Consider the following 15,674-nt stretch of genomic DNA (forward strand, 5'->3'; position numbering starts at 1 on the left):
ATTTCCTGCTTCATCTGCTCCACCCCAGTTTCTTTCCGCACCAGTGGCAGTGCGTATGATTTCGGGAGGTTCTCTTTTCGCAGGCAGGGCAGCAGTAAAAGTCCATACCTCTCTTGATTACTGGTGCTTCTGTCTCGTATTTTTCGACCATCCGCTTATGCTCATCTGCCATGCTCTGGTAGTCGTACACGATGTCCATCGCCTGTGTGAGTGCTTCCTCTATTCTTTCTGCCATCTCCGCATCTTTCGGATCTCCCTCAGTTATCTTCTGTGAGTATTCCGCCTTTGCGTTCTTAAGAAGTGGGATGATCTCCGTTTCCTTGATATGTATCACTTCTCCGCCTCCTTTGGTTTCGGTGGGTCTACCAGTCCGAATGTCATGAGTGCCATGTTGTATCCTCGCACCTGGTGCGTGAATGGCGACACTTTGACTGGCGGTGGGATGAGTGGCTCTGGCTTCGGGTTCATGCGTTCTCGATCGACTGCTGCCATTACTTCGTTCAGCTTCTTCCGCTCTGCTTCGATGGACGGTGGCAAGTTTACCAGTCCTGCCAGTCTGTTCAGCAGTTCGATGTCAGCCGGTCCGCTTAGTGTCTGCGTCTGCCTGCTCCACTTCATCTTTCCCCAACTCTTTATGATTGTGAACTGGACATTGTCTGCTTCTCTTATGAGTATCTGTCCGTCCTTCATTGCCATTTTCATTGTTGGTTACTTCCTTCCTGTTAGTCCGTGTTTTCTTCGTATTCGTCTCTGGATATTACTCTTACCTTTTAAACCGGGACGTGGCAGAACTGCGCCATGCCTTCCTTCTGGCTCTCTGCGTATTTCGTGAAATCAGCCTTCTGTAATCCGCTGAGTGAAATATCTACAATCGTTGCTGCGTATCCGACTGTGCCTTCTCCACCATATATCTCTGCGTCCTTTACCTCGAAGTAAATTCCGAGCGACATTGTTATATTGTCCATGCTTGCTTCCCCTTCCTGCAACTGTTCATCTATTCTTCCGTGTAGAATGTGTGGTTACCGTGTGTGAATAATTTTTTCAGTGTGGTGTTGTGCCATGTGGTTTCATCCGTGGTTCTCTCGAAGTATGTCGCTCCCCGGCTCTCATCCCAGTGCTCTACCTGCACCATTTCCAGTGCCCGGTAGCAGTCTGCGTCTGGTTCTACCCTGTCGTATCTTCCATTTTCATATGCTGCGAACTGGGTATCCTCCGTGATCACTCCCTCGATGGTATCTGGGAAGTCATCGCTCCATACTCGGTTCAGCACTACCAGTATGACCAGTGCCTTGCCCTCGGTGTCCTCGCCCTCTGCTTCCGCCATGGCGATTTTCGCTAATCTGTAGGAGTCATCTGCATCCCAGTCCAGACTGCCGATTGCTGCGGTCGTTGTCGGTACTGGTGTCTCAGTACTCTGAAGGATTGCGTTGTAGTAGGATTGTTCCTCTGCCTGCTCTGCTGCCTTGTATGCGTCACGCTCTTTACACATCTGTTCATATTCTTCCTGCGTCAGCCATGTGTCCGAGCCTTCCACCTGCACCATGCCTATGTGGTTTTCCTCTATGTACTCGCTCCAGTCCGACATCGGTTCGTTTGCCCATGCGATAAACAATCCGACAAACATTCCCGCTCCCACTATTACCGCTACTGCATCCCCTACTATGCGCTTCAGCTTTCTTTTCAGAATTCGCTTCTGTCTCCTACTGAGTTTCAAATCGTCATGCACCTCCTGCTTACTTCTCGACTGCTTCCAGTCTCTTTTCCTTCCTGTTGTAGAGGATCATCTCTTTCTCATCCTCTGAATGGAGCATATAGTCATCTGGATTCATTCCCTTTTTGACCAGTATCTCTTTCTGATTTCTTGTCAGTTTTTTTGGCTGTTTCATATGCTCTCTCCTTTATACTTACTTGACTTTTACCAGTACCTCATTATGCTCTCTAGGCTTCTTGGGTCTGGCATGGAACAGGTTCTCCAAGGCTTTGAAGAGTAACTGTTCCGTTCATGCTCCCTGAGTATTCTTTGGGGTAGCTGTACTAGTCGCCTGCAGTGCGGTCTTTTTCATTCCCCGCTACCGAGTGTTAAATCGCACCCACGCATCCATGCTCTCGGTATTCTCTCTCTGCGTGTTTCTCATCTGCCTCCGAACCGTTGTTGTTTTACTTGGGTCTGCGTTCCCTACCCCAATTACGACAGCTATTCATGCAGGCTCATGTCCTGCTGCCGGAGCGATTTACTGCGGCGGCTCGCTCCTACCTATCGGTTTTTATCCTGGTCGATGCTTGCCAGTGTGTTTTTTCGGTATTCAGTTTTTAGGTGTGATGCATACGCATCGTTCTGTTTTTTTGGTATCTATTGCCTGCACCGGGCAGGTGTAGTTGATTTTGCCATTGTCAGTGCTGCTTCGGAGCATTCCGCTTTCGTACAGGTGCTTCCTTGCGTATCTGGCACTCACTCCCTTTGTGCTACAGAAGTGATTAAACTCCGGAACTCTGATGCGGTATTCTCCGTCCTCTAGTTCCTTACCCTTGGTCAGTTCTGTTACAAAGGCATCTGTGTCAATCAGTGCGGCCTGCTTGTCCAGTGCTCTCCATTCTGCCAGTTCATCAAGTCCGTTGATATCAACCTGTGCCTTGCTGAACACATCCAGTATCATGGGGATTCTTTCATCCGGGGCCGCTGCCAGTATTTTTGCTATCTGTATGGCAGTCTTGATATCCAGTTCTTCCATTCCACTTGCTCCTCTCTGTTAGATGGAATGCTGTGCGACCTCTGCCTTGTACGGTTCTCCACCTCTGGCGAGTTCACGGTACATGGTAGCCGAGTGGACACCGATTGCCATCGCCATCTCATCTACTGTTTTGCCCTGTGCGTTCAGTGCTTCGATTTTCTTTCTGTCCTCGAATCCGATGCGCTTATACGCTTTTCTCGGTCGCTTATTGGTTGCCATTGCTCTCCACCTCCTCTGTTTTTAGGCAAAAAAATAAATGCGCCAGAGTGATTATTCACTCTAACGCATTTATCAATTTCTTATAAAAATTAAAAATGCGAAGTGAGTTATATCACTCATTTCGCATTTATCTTATTACTTCACGAGAGCAGCCAGTAAATAAGTCCCAGAACCCAGCTTGAAAAAATACCATACAAAATAACAGGTCCTGCGATTGTAAATATCTTACAGCCAATTCCAAAAACCTGTCCCTCTTTCTGAAATTCAATCGCCGGTGCTGCAACACCATTTGCAAACCCTGTGATCGGCACAAGTGCTCCTGCTCCTCCCCAGTTCGCAAGTGACGGATACAGATTCAGTCCGGTTAAGATCACAGATAATAAGATCAACAGGATGCTGCACCAGCTCCCTGACATTTCTTTATCAAGTCCTAAATTTTTACAGGTATTTAAGATCAGTTGTCCGATGCAGCAGATAATCCCTCCCATCACAAATGCTTTTGCCATATTCGCAGCAAGATTATGTTTGGGTGTTACTGATTCCACATACTCATTGTATGCCTGATCCCTTACCTTTTTATCTGCACCGGCTGATACTTCAGATAAGTTTTTCTGCTTCTCCATGTTTTTCTGCTTCTCCATGTTTTTCCCTCCCGTAAAATAATCTGAATTTTACCGGATTAGTATGACACGGTAGTCTGTTTTTTATGCGGATCACGCACTTCTTTCCGCTAAAGGTAATGCATCCTCCGCCAGCAGGAACCATCTGCTCTTGGTCTTGATGATCTCCCGCTGAACATTTGTAACCTTCACAGGTACAAGCTCACTGATACCAAAATTAACCATATCATTTCTCATCCCTTCCATCTCCATTACCTCCTGTAATCGAAAAACAAACCATCAGTTTCATCCAGCATTGAGAGAAATAAGGCTATGCCTTATCCCTCAAAAATATCGGCAAAAATGTCGACAAGCACATGACCTAACACTCGGAAATCAAAATCCTCCATCACTTATCACCTCCTCACAGTCAAAACATTCCTGGCAGCTGCTACTCATCAGCACTGGCAACAGCTTCAACCAGAATATCGACTACAGCGTAACCGATAACCTTAAAAAGCTCTTCCATACTATCACCTCCCTGCGAATCTGTTCTTTTTCCCCTTGACTGAGTTTATTATAACTCTTCATATGGCAATAAACAACGGAATCATTTCTTCATCAAACTGTTACGAAATTAGCTTGTATAATTGTATTTTTTTCAAAAAAATGTTACGATGATAGGAACAACAAGAGTTTTTATATAAAAAGGGAGATGGTACTATATGGGATTTACTGCTATAAATGATGCGCAAAAAATAAGAATTTCTTTTAGCGATAAAGCTATATTTACGATAGAAGACGATATGACTGTGTTTGGTGTTACATCCATGACAGCTTTCATCAATACCGTTATAACAAATTTCCATGATGAAGCAGCTTCATCCATATTTACCTATTTGGAAAAATACCGCTCAAAACTTACCGGATGTCTGAAAGATTCCAAATCTGGCTTTCCTGAAATTGAACTCAATAAAGTCATCGATATACTTGTTGCCCAAAAGGAAACTGAGCTTAAATGCCACATCGAAAAATTCAAAAAAAATAAGGCTCACTCGAAACTGTATTATATTAATGATGAAAATGCAGATTTTTTATTCGGAGATGAATGTATGGAATCAGTTCCATATGGTGATCGTTCAGGGCTGTATATAAAATGCCTGATTGAAGAGTACGCATCTCTTCCATTTATAAAAAGAGAACAGATTTTTAGAAAAGATATTTATGACCAGATAAATATTGCATGTGAAAACAATTACATCTTAGATGTTATTGTTTCCATTAATGACACAAAACAGACTTTTTGTGTCTATCCTTATAAAATCGTTGCAGATCCAATGTCCACACAAGACTATCTGGTCTGCTATTCAAGAAAAAAAGAATACAGCGAAAAGAATAAAGTCATTGCTTCATTTTCCATGTCGAGAATTAATATCTCACGGCTTTCCAGAAGCCGCACTTTTCATCTGAACCAAAAAGAGATAAAGGACATTGAAGATAAACTGGCTAAATATTCACCTGCCTATCTGCTTGGTGAAGGGGAAGAAATACATGTAAAACTAACCGAAAAAGGAACGCAGACTTTCTTAAAAAAACTTCACTCACGGCCTGTAAAAAATGAAGAAAAATCCACGGAATACGAGTATGTATTCGACTGTTCTGAACTCCAGGCATATAATTACTTCTTTTCCTTTGGAGCCGATGCCGAAATTCTTTCTCCTCCATCCCTAAGACAAAAGTTCGCAGATTCCTATGCAGCGGTTTCAAAGCTCTATCAAGCAAAATAACTGCTTTCTTACTTACACAATCTCAAACATTCCAAACCCCTGGGAGTTTTTTGCTCCCAGCCCCGTCTGATACAAAAAATCCAGATATCTGCGTTCACCTGCTAAATTCAGCTGTACAAACCATGCTGTCACATAGCTGTTCTGATATCTTGTGACGATCTTTCTGGTTTTTACTCCTTCATTTTTTGAAATGTCCAGTGGTTTATACGGCGCAATTCCATAATATGCCTGATATTTACGATAAAAATTGTCATTGAGCCTGCCATAAAATTCAGCTTCATCCGGATCATAATAATATGTTTTTCCAGTAACAGGATCCGTTGCATAAACTGTTACCGGAGACTTCATCCGGATCACAAGTTCTGACTCTTCCACTGTATAATCAAATAGTTCCAGTTCCACATCACGATACAGTGTTTTTCCAAATGTGATCCCATAATAATGAAAACTGTCTGCCATGAGCCTTATCAATAGTGGCTCCGGGCTTCTTACCTCAAAAGATACCTGTGAATCAAAAATGATTTTCCGGGCTTTGATCTGATAGGAGCCATTTAACTGTCCAAACTGAAACATCTTATACTGACGACCACCTCTGTTGTACCCGCAATCATGAACAAAATCACCAAAATCCGGCACAATAGAGATTGCCCGGTAAATAACCGACTGTAAAATATGATTATAATTGATCGGCAATACAAGTGGTCTGTCAAGCCGGATATGTACTAATAACTGCATAATTATCCTATTCTGCCTGCTGGCCGTGTACCATACTTTCCGTTTCTTCCATTATTTTTATAACTATTCTTTTTCACTGGTTTGTCATTATACGGCAGCGAAAAGTCCTGGTCGAGAATCTGTGGTAATGCTTCACTTATTTTCATACTCTCACGATTTCTTACCATTCCACCTTTTACAAATGTAAGGTTATTCGTAAACCATTTATACCCTTCATCTAACAGCTTACCTTTTTGTTCATTTTCTTTCGGATAAGTGATCTCCACATCAGCAGGAACAGTTTTTAATCCTGCGATCTTATAAAACTCTTTTTTTACCGTATTGCTGAAGCCAACACTTTCATATGTAATATCATCAAACTGGTCTGCTTCATCCAGTATATATTTTATTTTTCCGTCATCCACTGTTATCCTGCGCTCTGTCACTCTGTCAACGGAACACATAATGCTTCCCATTCCAAGCGGCTTTGCTCCACCAAGTTTCAGTCCAAGTTCCTCCGTACCACTGTTTAAGATCCAGATCAGCTGATCTAACTGCTTCTGCGAGATTGATTCAAAATATAGTTTTCCTGAAAATTCAATTCCCTCTTTTACCATCCGCACCGTTTTATTCAGATTTACAGGCACTATATTTTTTGGCAGATTGACCTTCTGGTGATGCCAGTAAAACTTACGTCCCCGCAGTTCACCCGGATAAACGCTAAGCTTCTGATCTGCATAGTAATAATCGTATGTCCAGAATTGTGCCCCTGCTGGTCTTTTCAGATAAAAATCTACATTTCCAAGCTTAGGCTCTCCTAAATTCTGCAAAGTGATCCGGGAATTGAGATAGTATTCTTTCACATCCAATTTTTCTCTGACATACATATCTGAAAATCTCACTTTAGAACCCTTGCAATTTTCATTATTTTTTCTCACATATCCGAAAAGATCACATGCAGGACATACCTCTTCCTTACATGGTGAAAACGAACCTGCAAGTGTCTCAATGTTATGATCTGATATTTCCTTGGAAAATACTGCAGGAGCTAAATACAGAATTTCATTCCCCAGTTTTGAATAGCAGACAGGAAAATACCCTTCTCCTTTTTCCTTCAAAAAAAGCTGCAGATCCTGCTTGTATTCCTGATATGCCTTCTCATTCAAAGAAGATACATTTGGCTGCGACAGATATGACTCTATCACTGGAAGCAGTTTTCTTTCGATCACATCCTTCGATAACGATCTTTCTTCCGGACTCTGTGCGTTTTTACCGGCAAAAATATGATACCGCTTCTTTCTGCAGCCCATTCCCCATTTGATCAGACAGCCGCTGCCGTTAAAATCTCCGTCCTTTGAAAAGCTGTAATATTTTATCAATCCACCCGGTCTTATCCTATTAAAATATACTATCGTTCCATTACTGTATCTTTCAGACCCGTCTTCTTTTTCTCCACAAGCCATTTCGATACGATAAGAATCTGCATTTAATAGTTCAAGTTTTCCATTGATCGTACGGTGGATCAAAGCAGGCTTAAACTGTCCCATCGTTCTTTTTACCGGATACGCATCTACATTTAATATTCCCATACAAGAATCCGTCAATGTCTCATATACCTGCCTTACAACACCGCGGATCTCACTTCCCGGTATTACCGGAACATGGTACTCGTTATCATATGTGCGATCTGTCTCAAGCTCCGTATAAGAAAAGAAGTCATAAGATTTATGATCCTTTACCTCGGATTCCTTAAAAGCGTGATCCGAACTTGAATTTGGAATAAACAATGGTGTTTTGGTTGTAACCGTATATTCTATCACGCCAGTATGGATGTCCGTATCTTCATATGCTTTCGCTTTTTCCTTTGGAAAACGAATAAAATTATATGGATTTACAAATCCCCTCATACTTATCTCACCTCTTTCAGCCTATAATTATTTATAGTCATAAGATCGTTTTCATCATAAGATATATAATTTACAATCTCCACATAATCCTTACTCTCATCCGGTGATTCCTGTCCCTTTGTAAGCGTGATTATTTTTCCCTCTGTGTATGTATCCGAATGAACATTTTTTTCATCCCGGTCACAATAACTGATGATTTTATCATCCACACACAATTCGATATCCCCGCGCGCTGATCTGATAAACCGGTATTCTTTGTACTCATCAAACAAATGCAGTTCTAAGAGTCCCTTTTGCATCTCTTCTGCAGATGGAAGACGGTCGCGGTCATATGGTTCATAAACAACCCGCCCTGTATAAAGAGCATACATTATCCCATGCTCCGGTGCTTTTGCTAAATTCATGCTCTCATACCTCCATCTGGACTCATATTTTTAAAAATATCTGCGATATATCCATCCTCTTTTCCTGCTTCACCATTGATCAGAACCGGACCATTTACGCAAAATATGCCACGCCCGATAGAGGTAAGACCACCAACTGCCAGAAAACCATTTTGCAGATCTTTGACGGCAAGCATTAAAATACCCATGATCCATCTGGCATCTGCCGGATTTTCTTTGATACGGACAGACATCTTAAGTGTAAGGTCTCCATCAACATAAGTTCTGTCTGTATATAATGCGCCTTTTTTGACTGCTCCTTCAAAACGGCTTACTCCTGTCCTTGTCATCGTAAGCGGTCTGGCATGCCAAATAACCGCTTCATTGATAATGATATTAGATGCGCATGCTTCTTTTTTATCCACGAAACCGAACGCATAGTCCATGATACCTGCGATATTTAACGGCATTTTTGTACCATTTTTTTCTAACTCCCATAAAATTTCTTTTACCCTGTGCCGTATCGCTCCTGCAAAACTTGTTCCCGGTATGACCGGCATACCATGATCTGTCAGATGTACATAATCCGGTTCTCCCTTTCTGGCAGCATACTGACGGATACTGATTCCTCCTTTCATACGCAGAGGAATTTCAATTTTTATCGTCTTTGCATATAGAGGATCAACAGACATTTTATATTCTTCAATCTCATTTTGGACATCAAGCCATGTCTTATCATCATAAGCCTGTGCATATTCCAGATAGTTTGTTTTATCATAGCATCTGCTGTTTACAACTGTTACTTCAAATGTACCAAACCCTCTGGTCTTTTTATTTCCAAGACGGATCTCTGATTGATCGATTCCATAAATAAAAGCTTTTATCCCACCTGCCATTTCAGGCTCGTCATCCGCTTCGCGAATTACAAGTTCTATAAAAAAATATGCCTCCGCTCCGGTCTCCAATATCTCTGTATCATATTTACTCTCCGTTTTCGAAGTCTTATTATCGTTTAACGAAACACCATCGCGAACGGAAAACGCGACTGTTTTTTCGTCAAAAACCATATCTGATATATAGACAGAACTCATCCTGCCATTTCCATCCGCACTTAAATACCCCATCATACACGGAGAGTCTTTTTCCTTTTCCAGATATGCCCTCATAGCACCTGCAACAGAACTTCCTGCGACAAACGGTCTTCCATCTGCATCTTTTAAAACATCTGAATCCGTCCACTTTTCTTCTCCTGACGAAACACAAAGCGGAGCGGTAAACCGTACTTGTATTCTTAGAACTTTTCTTTTTAAAATCCTATTACTCATGCATCCTGCTCCTTTTGCAATATCTTTACACAGTATTTCAGATCTATGATGTAACTGCGATACATAAACCTGTACTTCTCATTATCATCCATGTCACTGTGGAACTCTATTCCATAGTTCTTTTGGATTTCCCGTTCTGTTTCAGCTGCAATACTCTTCGGATCTGCTTTTTCCAGAATCTTAATGCAAATGTTCTTTTTCTTTTCATCTTCAATCTGTCTGATCTGTTCTGACATGGCTTCGTATGATTTTTCTGTCCGGAAAAGTACCCTGATCTTTGCCACAGCTGCATTCAATACCGACAAATTTATGCCGGATTCATTTTTGATATCACTGGTAAATTCCCCAGCTTTCTCACGGATATTTTTTTCCGCTTTTTTTTCAAAATCATCCTGCAGCAGTGTATAAATAATTCCTGTTTTACCATCCAATTTCCGATGATCTGCTTCATCAGAATACTTCGATATATATATCTTTCCTTCCGAAGCGGATTTTCCTCTCAAAAACTTTTCTGCAATAATCTCACCATAACCTTCTGTGGTGCGTTCACCAATAAAACAGTTCTTTAACAGCTGAATGTCAAATCCACACTCAGAATGAAGGATAAACGAACTACCTTTCCCGATCGCATAAAAGACAGGTTTGCGACGCTTCCAGGTAACATTAAATCCACCGACCGTATCAAACTTAAAAAAAGGATTCCTGATCTCAAGATCTGATACCGAAAGTATATCTTCCAAATACTGTTTTAAGACCTCTGGCTCTGCTGTCAGGATTCCCTGCTTATTATATAAAACCAGATCAGACAATACCGTTATGACGGCATCCTTTACCGTATCCTGCGGATTTTTATCGCAAACTTCTTCCAAGCTGTCTAATGTAAAGTCAACGTCTCCAAACTCACCGGACTTTCCATATCCCATACGGACATGTTTCAAAGTTCCGACAGCTTCAATGATCTTTTCTGCAACCTCTCTTCCAGCATAAATAAAGCCTCCGAACGACTGTCCCTCACTGATGCCTGCCAGCTGATAAAAACTTGATCCATCCTCATTTCCGGTTGCCCTTCCGATTGATTTATCCTCCGGTCTCTGATGATGGTAGCTGATCTCTGTATCAACCGTCATAACCTTTTTATCATCTGCTATATAATCAATTCCGGAAGATGTCATCTGACGGCTGCCACAATCCGGCTCATACAACAGATCAAATATCATCATCTTTCCGTCTGCATCATAGGACTGATCTTTTTCCTTCTGCCAGGATGCACGCCCCGGTATACATCTGGTCTGACCGCACTTAATGTAAGCATTTGAAACTACCATATTTTCTTTTGACATCATCTCGCGATATGCAGTCTGTCCCATCGCACCTGCGATCAGTCCCAATACTTTGCTTCCCGCAATGTAATCTTCTGTTTCTGCCTGATTACCGTTTTCCGTTTTACATATCAGCGTAGAGTTTAAATGGATCGTGTAAGAGATTTTATTTCTGTCATAAAACTGCTTTGAAGGAAACATCACATGTTTACATTCCTGCTCATCTCCATCTTCCAAACGCATGGTAACGAGCCCGAGTCCCCTTGTTCTTGCCATACCAATATGTTTTACCAAAGAAACTGCACTTTTCAAAATTTCCTCATCTTCCCTGTTTTCCATTCCGCAATCCGCTTCAAAAACAAGTCCTTTCCGTACCACTCGTATTGTCCGCAGCGAATTTTCATCCGCTACACCGGTTCTCTGGTCAACTGCTGTCTGCGTCCTTGTATATGCATACTGTGCAAGCACATTCTGAGGTGCCGTAAGCTCGCTTTCAAATGCTTCCAGATCCTCTACCGTCTTTTTATAATCCCTGATATATGCATTCGAGAGCCAGAACTCACAAGACTGATAACCTGCCTCCCCAAAAATCCTTGTATACTGTGATTTTTCCATGATTCCCATCTCACACATTTCAAGTGCAGCCTCTCTGATGCATCCTTTGATCCTCTTTGCCGGAATATAAGGAATACCATATTTATCATAAACAACATCCGTATCCACAAGACTATTATAAGTCTCTCCCGCCGTTGTTGACAGATCACTTAAAAGCCTGATCGTTATCTTCATTTTCATTCCCTCCTTCCATGACAAGATCCATAACCTCTAACACATCATACCAGACCGGATATTGATCTATATTGGCGCGGTAACTGCCGTACCCCCTTGATTCCAGAAAAGAAACATATTCATCCATAGCATTCTTTCCCATCGTGATCACATCACGCAGCTGCTTTGCCTTGCTTCTTGGCATGGACAATATCTGCCCCTTCCATTCATCAAAACGGCTGATACTGTATCGCTGGTTCTTCTGATTCAGTCCGTACCGGTCATTCTTTGCCGGTACATAATACGGACGTGCCATAAATGATCCGGCATCAGAACAATACTGTCTGTCTCTGTAAGCAGATAGATTGGCAGCTCTTATGTTTGAACACATCTGATAATCAAAAAAATTGCCAATTTCATCATCTACGCCATGGTTTTCTTTCTGTTTCGCTCTTTTCTTTGCACTGCCGCAGCATTCTTCCGCAGCCTGATAAGCATCTGAAAATGGAAAATGGCTGTTGAAAAAAGCGATACCTCCACACGCACTGTATTCGCTGTCATTACCGATATTCCCAAGAAAATACCGGACTGCCGGTATTGCCAGCTTCGGATTGCAGACAAATGTAATGTCATCTCCAGCAACAATGATCTCCCGGTAAAGCTTGTGCTGCGTTTTTTTAACCTCCGGCGACAAACGCTCCATATATTCTGTCATTTTATCGAACGTATGACGGAATGTATCTGCGATCTCTTTCGACAGACTCCGCATTGTCAAAATTGCTTCTCCATAGTATTCGATAACTTTGTGTTTTTTACCTTCCCCTCCCATGATTTTTTTTATACGTTTTCCCATACTGTTTCCATCAATATGGCATACTGCAAGCAGCGAATTATCCCCTTTTCCGGTCACCATATCGTCAAACACCTTTTCACGCTCGTCTTTCGGGAATGCCTGACGTTTTAATTTTGATTCCGTACAGTAATATTTATTATTTTCCATGTAAGTTATGGGATATCCGGTAATAGAATCGACTGCCATAAACGGCATTGCACCAACCGGCTGTGCAAGCGGCATGTATGCTTTGATACGCCGCATTTCATCATTGATATGATTATAATCCTTGTTATAAGACTCCGTCTTTTCGATGACGGCAACTGCAAGATTTAAAGAATAAGTTTCATCCAGAACATGCTTTGCAAGAAAACGGTTTACCTTCTGGCAGACCGCGCCATGCCGGAATAAGACATATGCATTGCCTCCCCCGATAAACATGACCTGCATCTCTATGGACAAATCTTTCAGAAATGCCGTCGGATCATCGTTCTGCCAGTCTGTCATATAGTGGGATTGTTCTGCAGTATCTAACTCTTTTTTGTATTTTTCCAATCCATCCGTAATAATGTTTGCAACCAGTACAGATGCCCCAATGATTTCTTTTGCCTTATTTGTCTTAAAAATATAAGACTGTATTCCCCTAACATCATACATTGCCAATACTTCTTTATCTAATAGTTCTTCCCTCATACATTCTCCTTTTGTATCCAGTGCTACGCTTGTATATCCGCATATAGTCTGCGGCCATTTTGAATGAATTCATTGATGACGGTAGTTAATTCTTTCCGTGTCATGCGCTTTGTATTCATCATATGATTCCATTTATTCCGTTCATCCTTAATAATCCGGTACATTAAAATCTGTTTCGAAAGTAACTTTTTATTATTCGCATTCGTACTTACCGTAATCACATACGGACTTCCTTTCTTCGGATAATCAAAGGTTGCATCGGATCCTTTTTCTATCTGCATCCATCTCATTTTAAGAATTTCATTCACTGAACTGATCAAACTGATTTTACTTTCAGCTTTATCCAGCTTACTGACATCCAGTAACATGCCTATGTAATAGTTCAATTCGTTTGGAAACGGGTTCGTATTATATTTCGGAAATACTTCTTCTGGTATTTCCTTATTACTTTCAAAATGTATGATATATTTTTCTTCCCATTCTGCCGGCACTTTCGACTCGATATAAGTAAGTGTCTGCTGATACAGTTTCTTTGACACAAGCCACTCAACAATATCCAGACTTGTGGCATTATCATCTAATATTTTTTTATAATCATTTTTAATCTGCTCAATAAAAACTGAAAATAGAGGGTCGCTTTTATCTGCCTTTCTGATCTGCTTTCTGAGTTCTATTAACTGTCTGTCAAATTCATCTGTATTGCAAAGCATGATCGCCTCAGACAGATCATTCATTGTCTGCACTACCGGCGGAATCTCTTCTTTAATACTCTTATAATAGGTCAGAAGCTGATCCGCCCGTCCATACTCGATAAACTCATTCATTCCGGAGACAAAATCAAAAATCTGATAGGTAACATTCTGCTTTTGAATTGTTCCTTTTCCACCTTCAAAATTGATGGAGTAGATTCCTTTTGGAACAACATCGCTGGTCTTCAATAATGAAAAAACCGCATTCATAAGTAATGAAATATCACGCAGCCCGCCCTGTGTGTCAATCCAGAGATTCAAATCTCCAGCCTCTTTTTTCTTTTTCAGAACATATTCTGCGATCTCTGCAATCGCCTGTCTTTTGCTTTCCAGATCGGTTGAATTTAACGTTCTTCGCTGGGGCATCGTTATATAATGGATCTCTTTTTCATTTTTCAACTGGAGATTGATCCGTTCCTGATAAAACTCACACGGAGACATTATTTTTTCCTCATCCTTAAGCATAAATGACACCTGCTCCACAGATTCCCGTGTGCAGAGCATGATCACTTCATCCGGTATCTCGCCCGCTTCTATCAGCATTCTTGTGATCGGTTCTAACTGACTGTAATATTCAATTTCATGCTCAGTATTATTTTCATCTGTCCATTTACATTTACTCTCTTCTATAATTCCCTCTCTTACCGACAGTTTGCTCATGGACAACAGCAAAATATTCATATTTCCACCCTTTATCTTCTCGTATATTTTCTGAATTTTTTAAAATTAAAATACGACTCTTTTTTATTTCCAACCTCTTTTACAATCCGTTCACTGCATGCAGCTACAACTGTTATATCCTGATCCAACAGCATATTTATGACCTGAAATGCCAGTGTAAACTCTCCCTGACACAACACTGCCGCCGGTGAGTATTCTAACACCTTCTCAACAATCTTTCTGCCTGAATCTTCAACCTGTGTTTCTGTCGCATATGCATCCACATTTGGAAAGGGGATATCTACGATCTTCCCATATTTCTGAGCTTCCACCCGCTGACTTTCTTCCCATTTTTCAGAAGGATGGTTTGTCAAATTAATAAATATATCGTCCATAAGTTTTATCAAAGCACTTTCATAAAAAATTATCGTCCGTTGTATATAGTCCTATTACCTCTTTGCTGGAATAACGCAGAGAATCAAACCTGTATATCATAATGCTGTCTTCCTCTTTTTTACAGGTACGTCCCAGTTCTGATTTAAGTTTGTTCAACTTAGCTTCTGTAATCGTTCCTTCAAAAACAGATTTTTGAACATGAATCAGATACTTTCTGCAGATTTTCAGTATCTTATTTGTCCTTTTTACATTTACATCATAGACAAGAATGACAAACATGCGGTTCCTTATCCTCTGTGTGGCAATGAACTGGTTAATAAAAATTCCACCTGGTAAAACATTTGTATTCATTTATTATACTTTAGTTATTCTGATCTTTCAAGGTTTCAACAGGTATAATCAGCAAATAAGCGCAACAAAAATAAGCCTTTATTGTGTAATAGTGATAAAGGCTCATCTTGTGTTGATTCCTTATAGGTAATGTAAAACAACTGATTTTATCAGCTTTGTTATATATCATACTCTTAAAATTCCTCTATTTCAACCCATTTTTCCCACGAAAATCAATGACTTTACACCAGAAATTTTCTCTTG

The 15,674-nt window shown here is 41.0% G+C and carries 19 protein-coding genes; 1 reads left to right on the plus strand and 18 read right to left on the minus strand.

The genetic code is table 11. From position 1 onward, the window contains the following. Positions 1 to 10: 10 nt before the first annotated feature. The 9 genes from DW650_RS06900 to DW650_RS19530 form a co-directional block, all read right to left on the minus strand. Positions 11 to 334, minus strand: coding sequence for a hypothetical protein (locus DW650_RS06900; protein ID WP_118209444.1), 324 nt, complete (start codon positions 332 to 334; stop codon positions 11 to 13). Next, entirely contained in the window at positions 331 to 702 is a 372-nt protein-coding gene (locus DW650_RS06905) for a hypothetical protein (RefSeq protein ID WP_008396723.1), read from the minus strand. The genes DW650_RS06900 and DW650_RS06905 overlap by 4 nt, the downstream gene beginning before the upstream one ends. Positions 703 to 770: 68 nt before the next feature. After that, positions 771 to 965: a hypothetical protein gene (locus tag DW650_RS06910; RefSeq protein ID WP_118209445.1), complete on the minus strand. Its 195-nt coding sequence runs from the start codon at positions 963 to 965 to the stop codon at positions 771 to 773. A gap of 29 nt (positions 966 to 994) precedes the next feature. Further along, the gene (locus tag DW650_RS06915; RefSeq protein ID WP_243102879.1) at positions 995 to 1,714 is read right to left on the minus strand and encodes a cell wall hydrolase; all 720 of its coding nucleotides are present in this window, start codon (positions 1,712 to 1,714) and stop codon (positions 995 to 997) included. A gap of 19 nt (positions 1,715 to 1,733) precedes the next feature. After that, positions 1,734 to 1,886 carry a DUF6906 family protein gene (locus DW650_RS19525; RefSeq protein ID WP_008396729.1) on the minus strand — a complete coding sequence of 51 codons (153 nt, stop codon included), beginning with the start codon at positions 1,884 to 1,886 and terminating at the stop codon, positions 1,734 to 1,736. Between the two features lie 417 nt (positions 1,887 to 2,303). Continuing rightward, complete coding sequence (locus DW650_RS06920) at positions 2,304 to 2,729, minus strand: hypothetical protein (protein WP_118209446.1); 426 nt, start codon at positions 2,727 to 2,729, stop codon at positions 2,304 to 2,306. Between the two features lie 18 nt (positions 2,730 to 2,747). Then, a complete protein-coding gene (locus DW650_RS06925; RefSeq protein ID WP_008396733.1) occupies positions 2,748 to 2,948 on the minus strand; it encodes a helix-turn-helix domain-containing protein in 201 nt (66 codons plus the stop codon). A gap of 140 nt (positions 2,949 to 3,088) precedes the next feature. Continuing rightward, complete coding sequence (locus tag DW650_RS06930; protein ID WP_199654214.1) at positions 3,089 to 3,571, minus strand: SpoVA/SpoVAEb family sporulation membrane protein; 483 nt, start codon at positions 3,569 to 3,571, stop codon at positions 3,089 to 3,091. A gap of 90 nt (positions 3,572 to 3,661) precedes the next feature. Beyond that, positions 3,662 to 3,814 (minus strand): hypothetical protein, encoded by a 153-nt coding sequence (locus DW650_RS19530; protein ID WP_158576215.1) that lies wholly within the window; start codon positions 3,812 to 3,814, stop codon positions 3,662 to 3,664. Positions 3,815 to 4,272: 458 nt separating this feature from the next. On the opposite strand from DW650_RS19530, the gene DW650_RS06935 reads away from it, so the two are divergent. Continuing rightward, on the plus strand, positions 4,273 to 5,334 hold the full coding sequence (locus DW650_RS06935; protein WP_118209448.1) for a WYL domain-containing protein: 1,062 nt from the start codon (positions 4,273 to 4,275) through the stop codon (positions 5,332 to 5,334). 12 nt (positions 5,335 to 5,346) lie between these two features. On the opposite strand, the gene cas6 is transcribed toward DW650_RS06935, so the two are convergent. From cas6 to cas2, 9 genes are read right to left on the minus strand one after another with little or no spacing between them, the layout of a single operon-like run. Beyond that, complete coding sequence (gene cas6, locus DW650_RS06940; protein ID WP_118209449.1) at positions 5,347 to 6,069, minus strand: CRISPR-associated endoribonuclease Cas6; 723 nt, start codon at positions 6,067 to 6,069, stop codon at positions 5,347 to 5,349. A 2-nt stretch (positions 6,070 to 6,071) separates the two neighbouring features. Next, positions 6,072 to 7,955 carry a TIGR03986 family type III CRISPR-associated RAMP protein gene (locus DW650_RS06945; RefSeq protein WP_118209450.1) on the minus strand — a complete coding sequence of 628 codons (1,884 nt, stop codon included), beginning with the start codon at positions 7,953 to 7,955 and terminating at the stop codon, positions 6,072 to 6,074. A 2-nt stretch (positions 7,956 to 7,957) separates the two neighbouring features. Next, the gene (locus DW650_RS06950) at positions 7,958 to 8,359 is read right to left on the minus strand and encodes a hypothetical protein (protein ID WP_117922356.1); all 402 of its coding nucleotides are present in this window, start codon (positions 8,357 to 8,359) and stop codon (positions 7,958 to 7,960) included. After that, on the minus strand, positions 8,356 to 9,663 hold the full coding sequence (locus DW650_RS06955; RefSeq protein ID WP_117922355.1) for an RAMP superfamily CRISPR-associated protein: 1,308 nt from the start codon (positions 9,661 to 9,663) through the stop codon (positions 8,356 to 8,358). The genes DW650_RS06950 and DW650_RS06955 overlap by 4 nt, the downstream gene beginning before the upstream one ends. After that, on the minus strand, positions 9,660 to 11,771 hold the full coding sequence (locus tag DW650_RS06960; protein ID WP_158576216.1) for an RAMP superfamily CRISPR-associated protein: 2,112 nt from the start codon (positions 11,769 to 11,771) through the stop codon (positions 9,660 to 9,662). Before DW650_RS06960 ends, DW650_RS06955 begins: the two co-directional genes overlap by 4 nt. Next, positions 11,743 to 13,275 (minus strand): hypothetical protein, encoded by a 1,533-nt coding sequence (locus tag DW650_RS06965; protein WP_118209452.1) that lies wholly within the window; start codon positions 13,273 to 13,275, stop codon positions 11,743 to 11,745. The genes DW650_RS06960 and DW650_RS06965 overlap by 29 nt, the downstream gene beginning before the upstream one ends. A 23-nt stretch (positions 13,276 to 13,298) precedes the next feature. Further along, positions 13,299 to 14,705 (minus strand): TM1812 family CRISPR-associated protein, encoded by a 1,407-nt coding sequence (locus DW650_RS06970; protein WP_117922352.1) that lies wholly within the window; start codon positions 14,703 to 14,705, stop codon positions 13,299 to 13,301. Between the two features lie 11 nt (positions 14,706 to 14,716). Continuing rightward, positions 14,717 to 15,079 carry a hypothetical protein gene (locus DW650_RS06975; protein WP_117922351.1) on the minus strand — a complete coding sequence of 121 codons (363 nt, stop codon included), beginning with the start codon at positions 15,077 to 15,079 and terminating at the stop codon, positions 14,717 to 14,719. Between the two features lie 19 nt (positions 15,080 to 15,098). Further along, entirely contained in the window at positions 15,099 to 15,431 is a 333-nt protein-coding gene (gene cas2 / locus DW650_RS06980) for a CRISPR-associated endonuclease Cas2 (RefSeq protein WP_330414608.1), read from the minus strand. Between the last annotated feature and the right edge of the window lie 243 nt (positions 15,432 to 15,674).

This window comes from Roseburia sp. AM23-20, assembly GCF_003470905.1.
GTDB lineage: Bacteria > Bacillota > Clostridia > Lachnospirales > Lachnospiraceae > Roseburia > Roseburia rectibacter.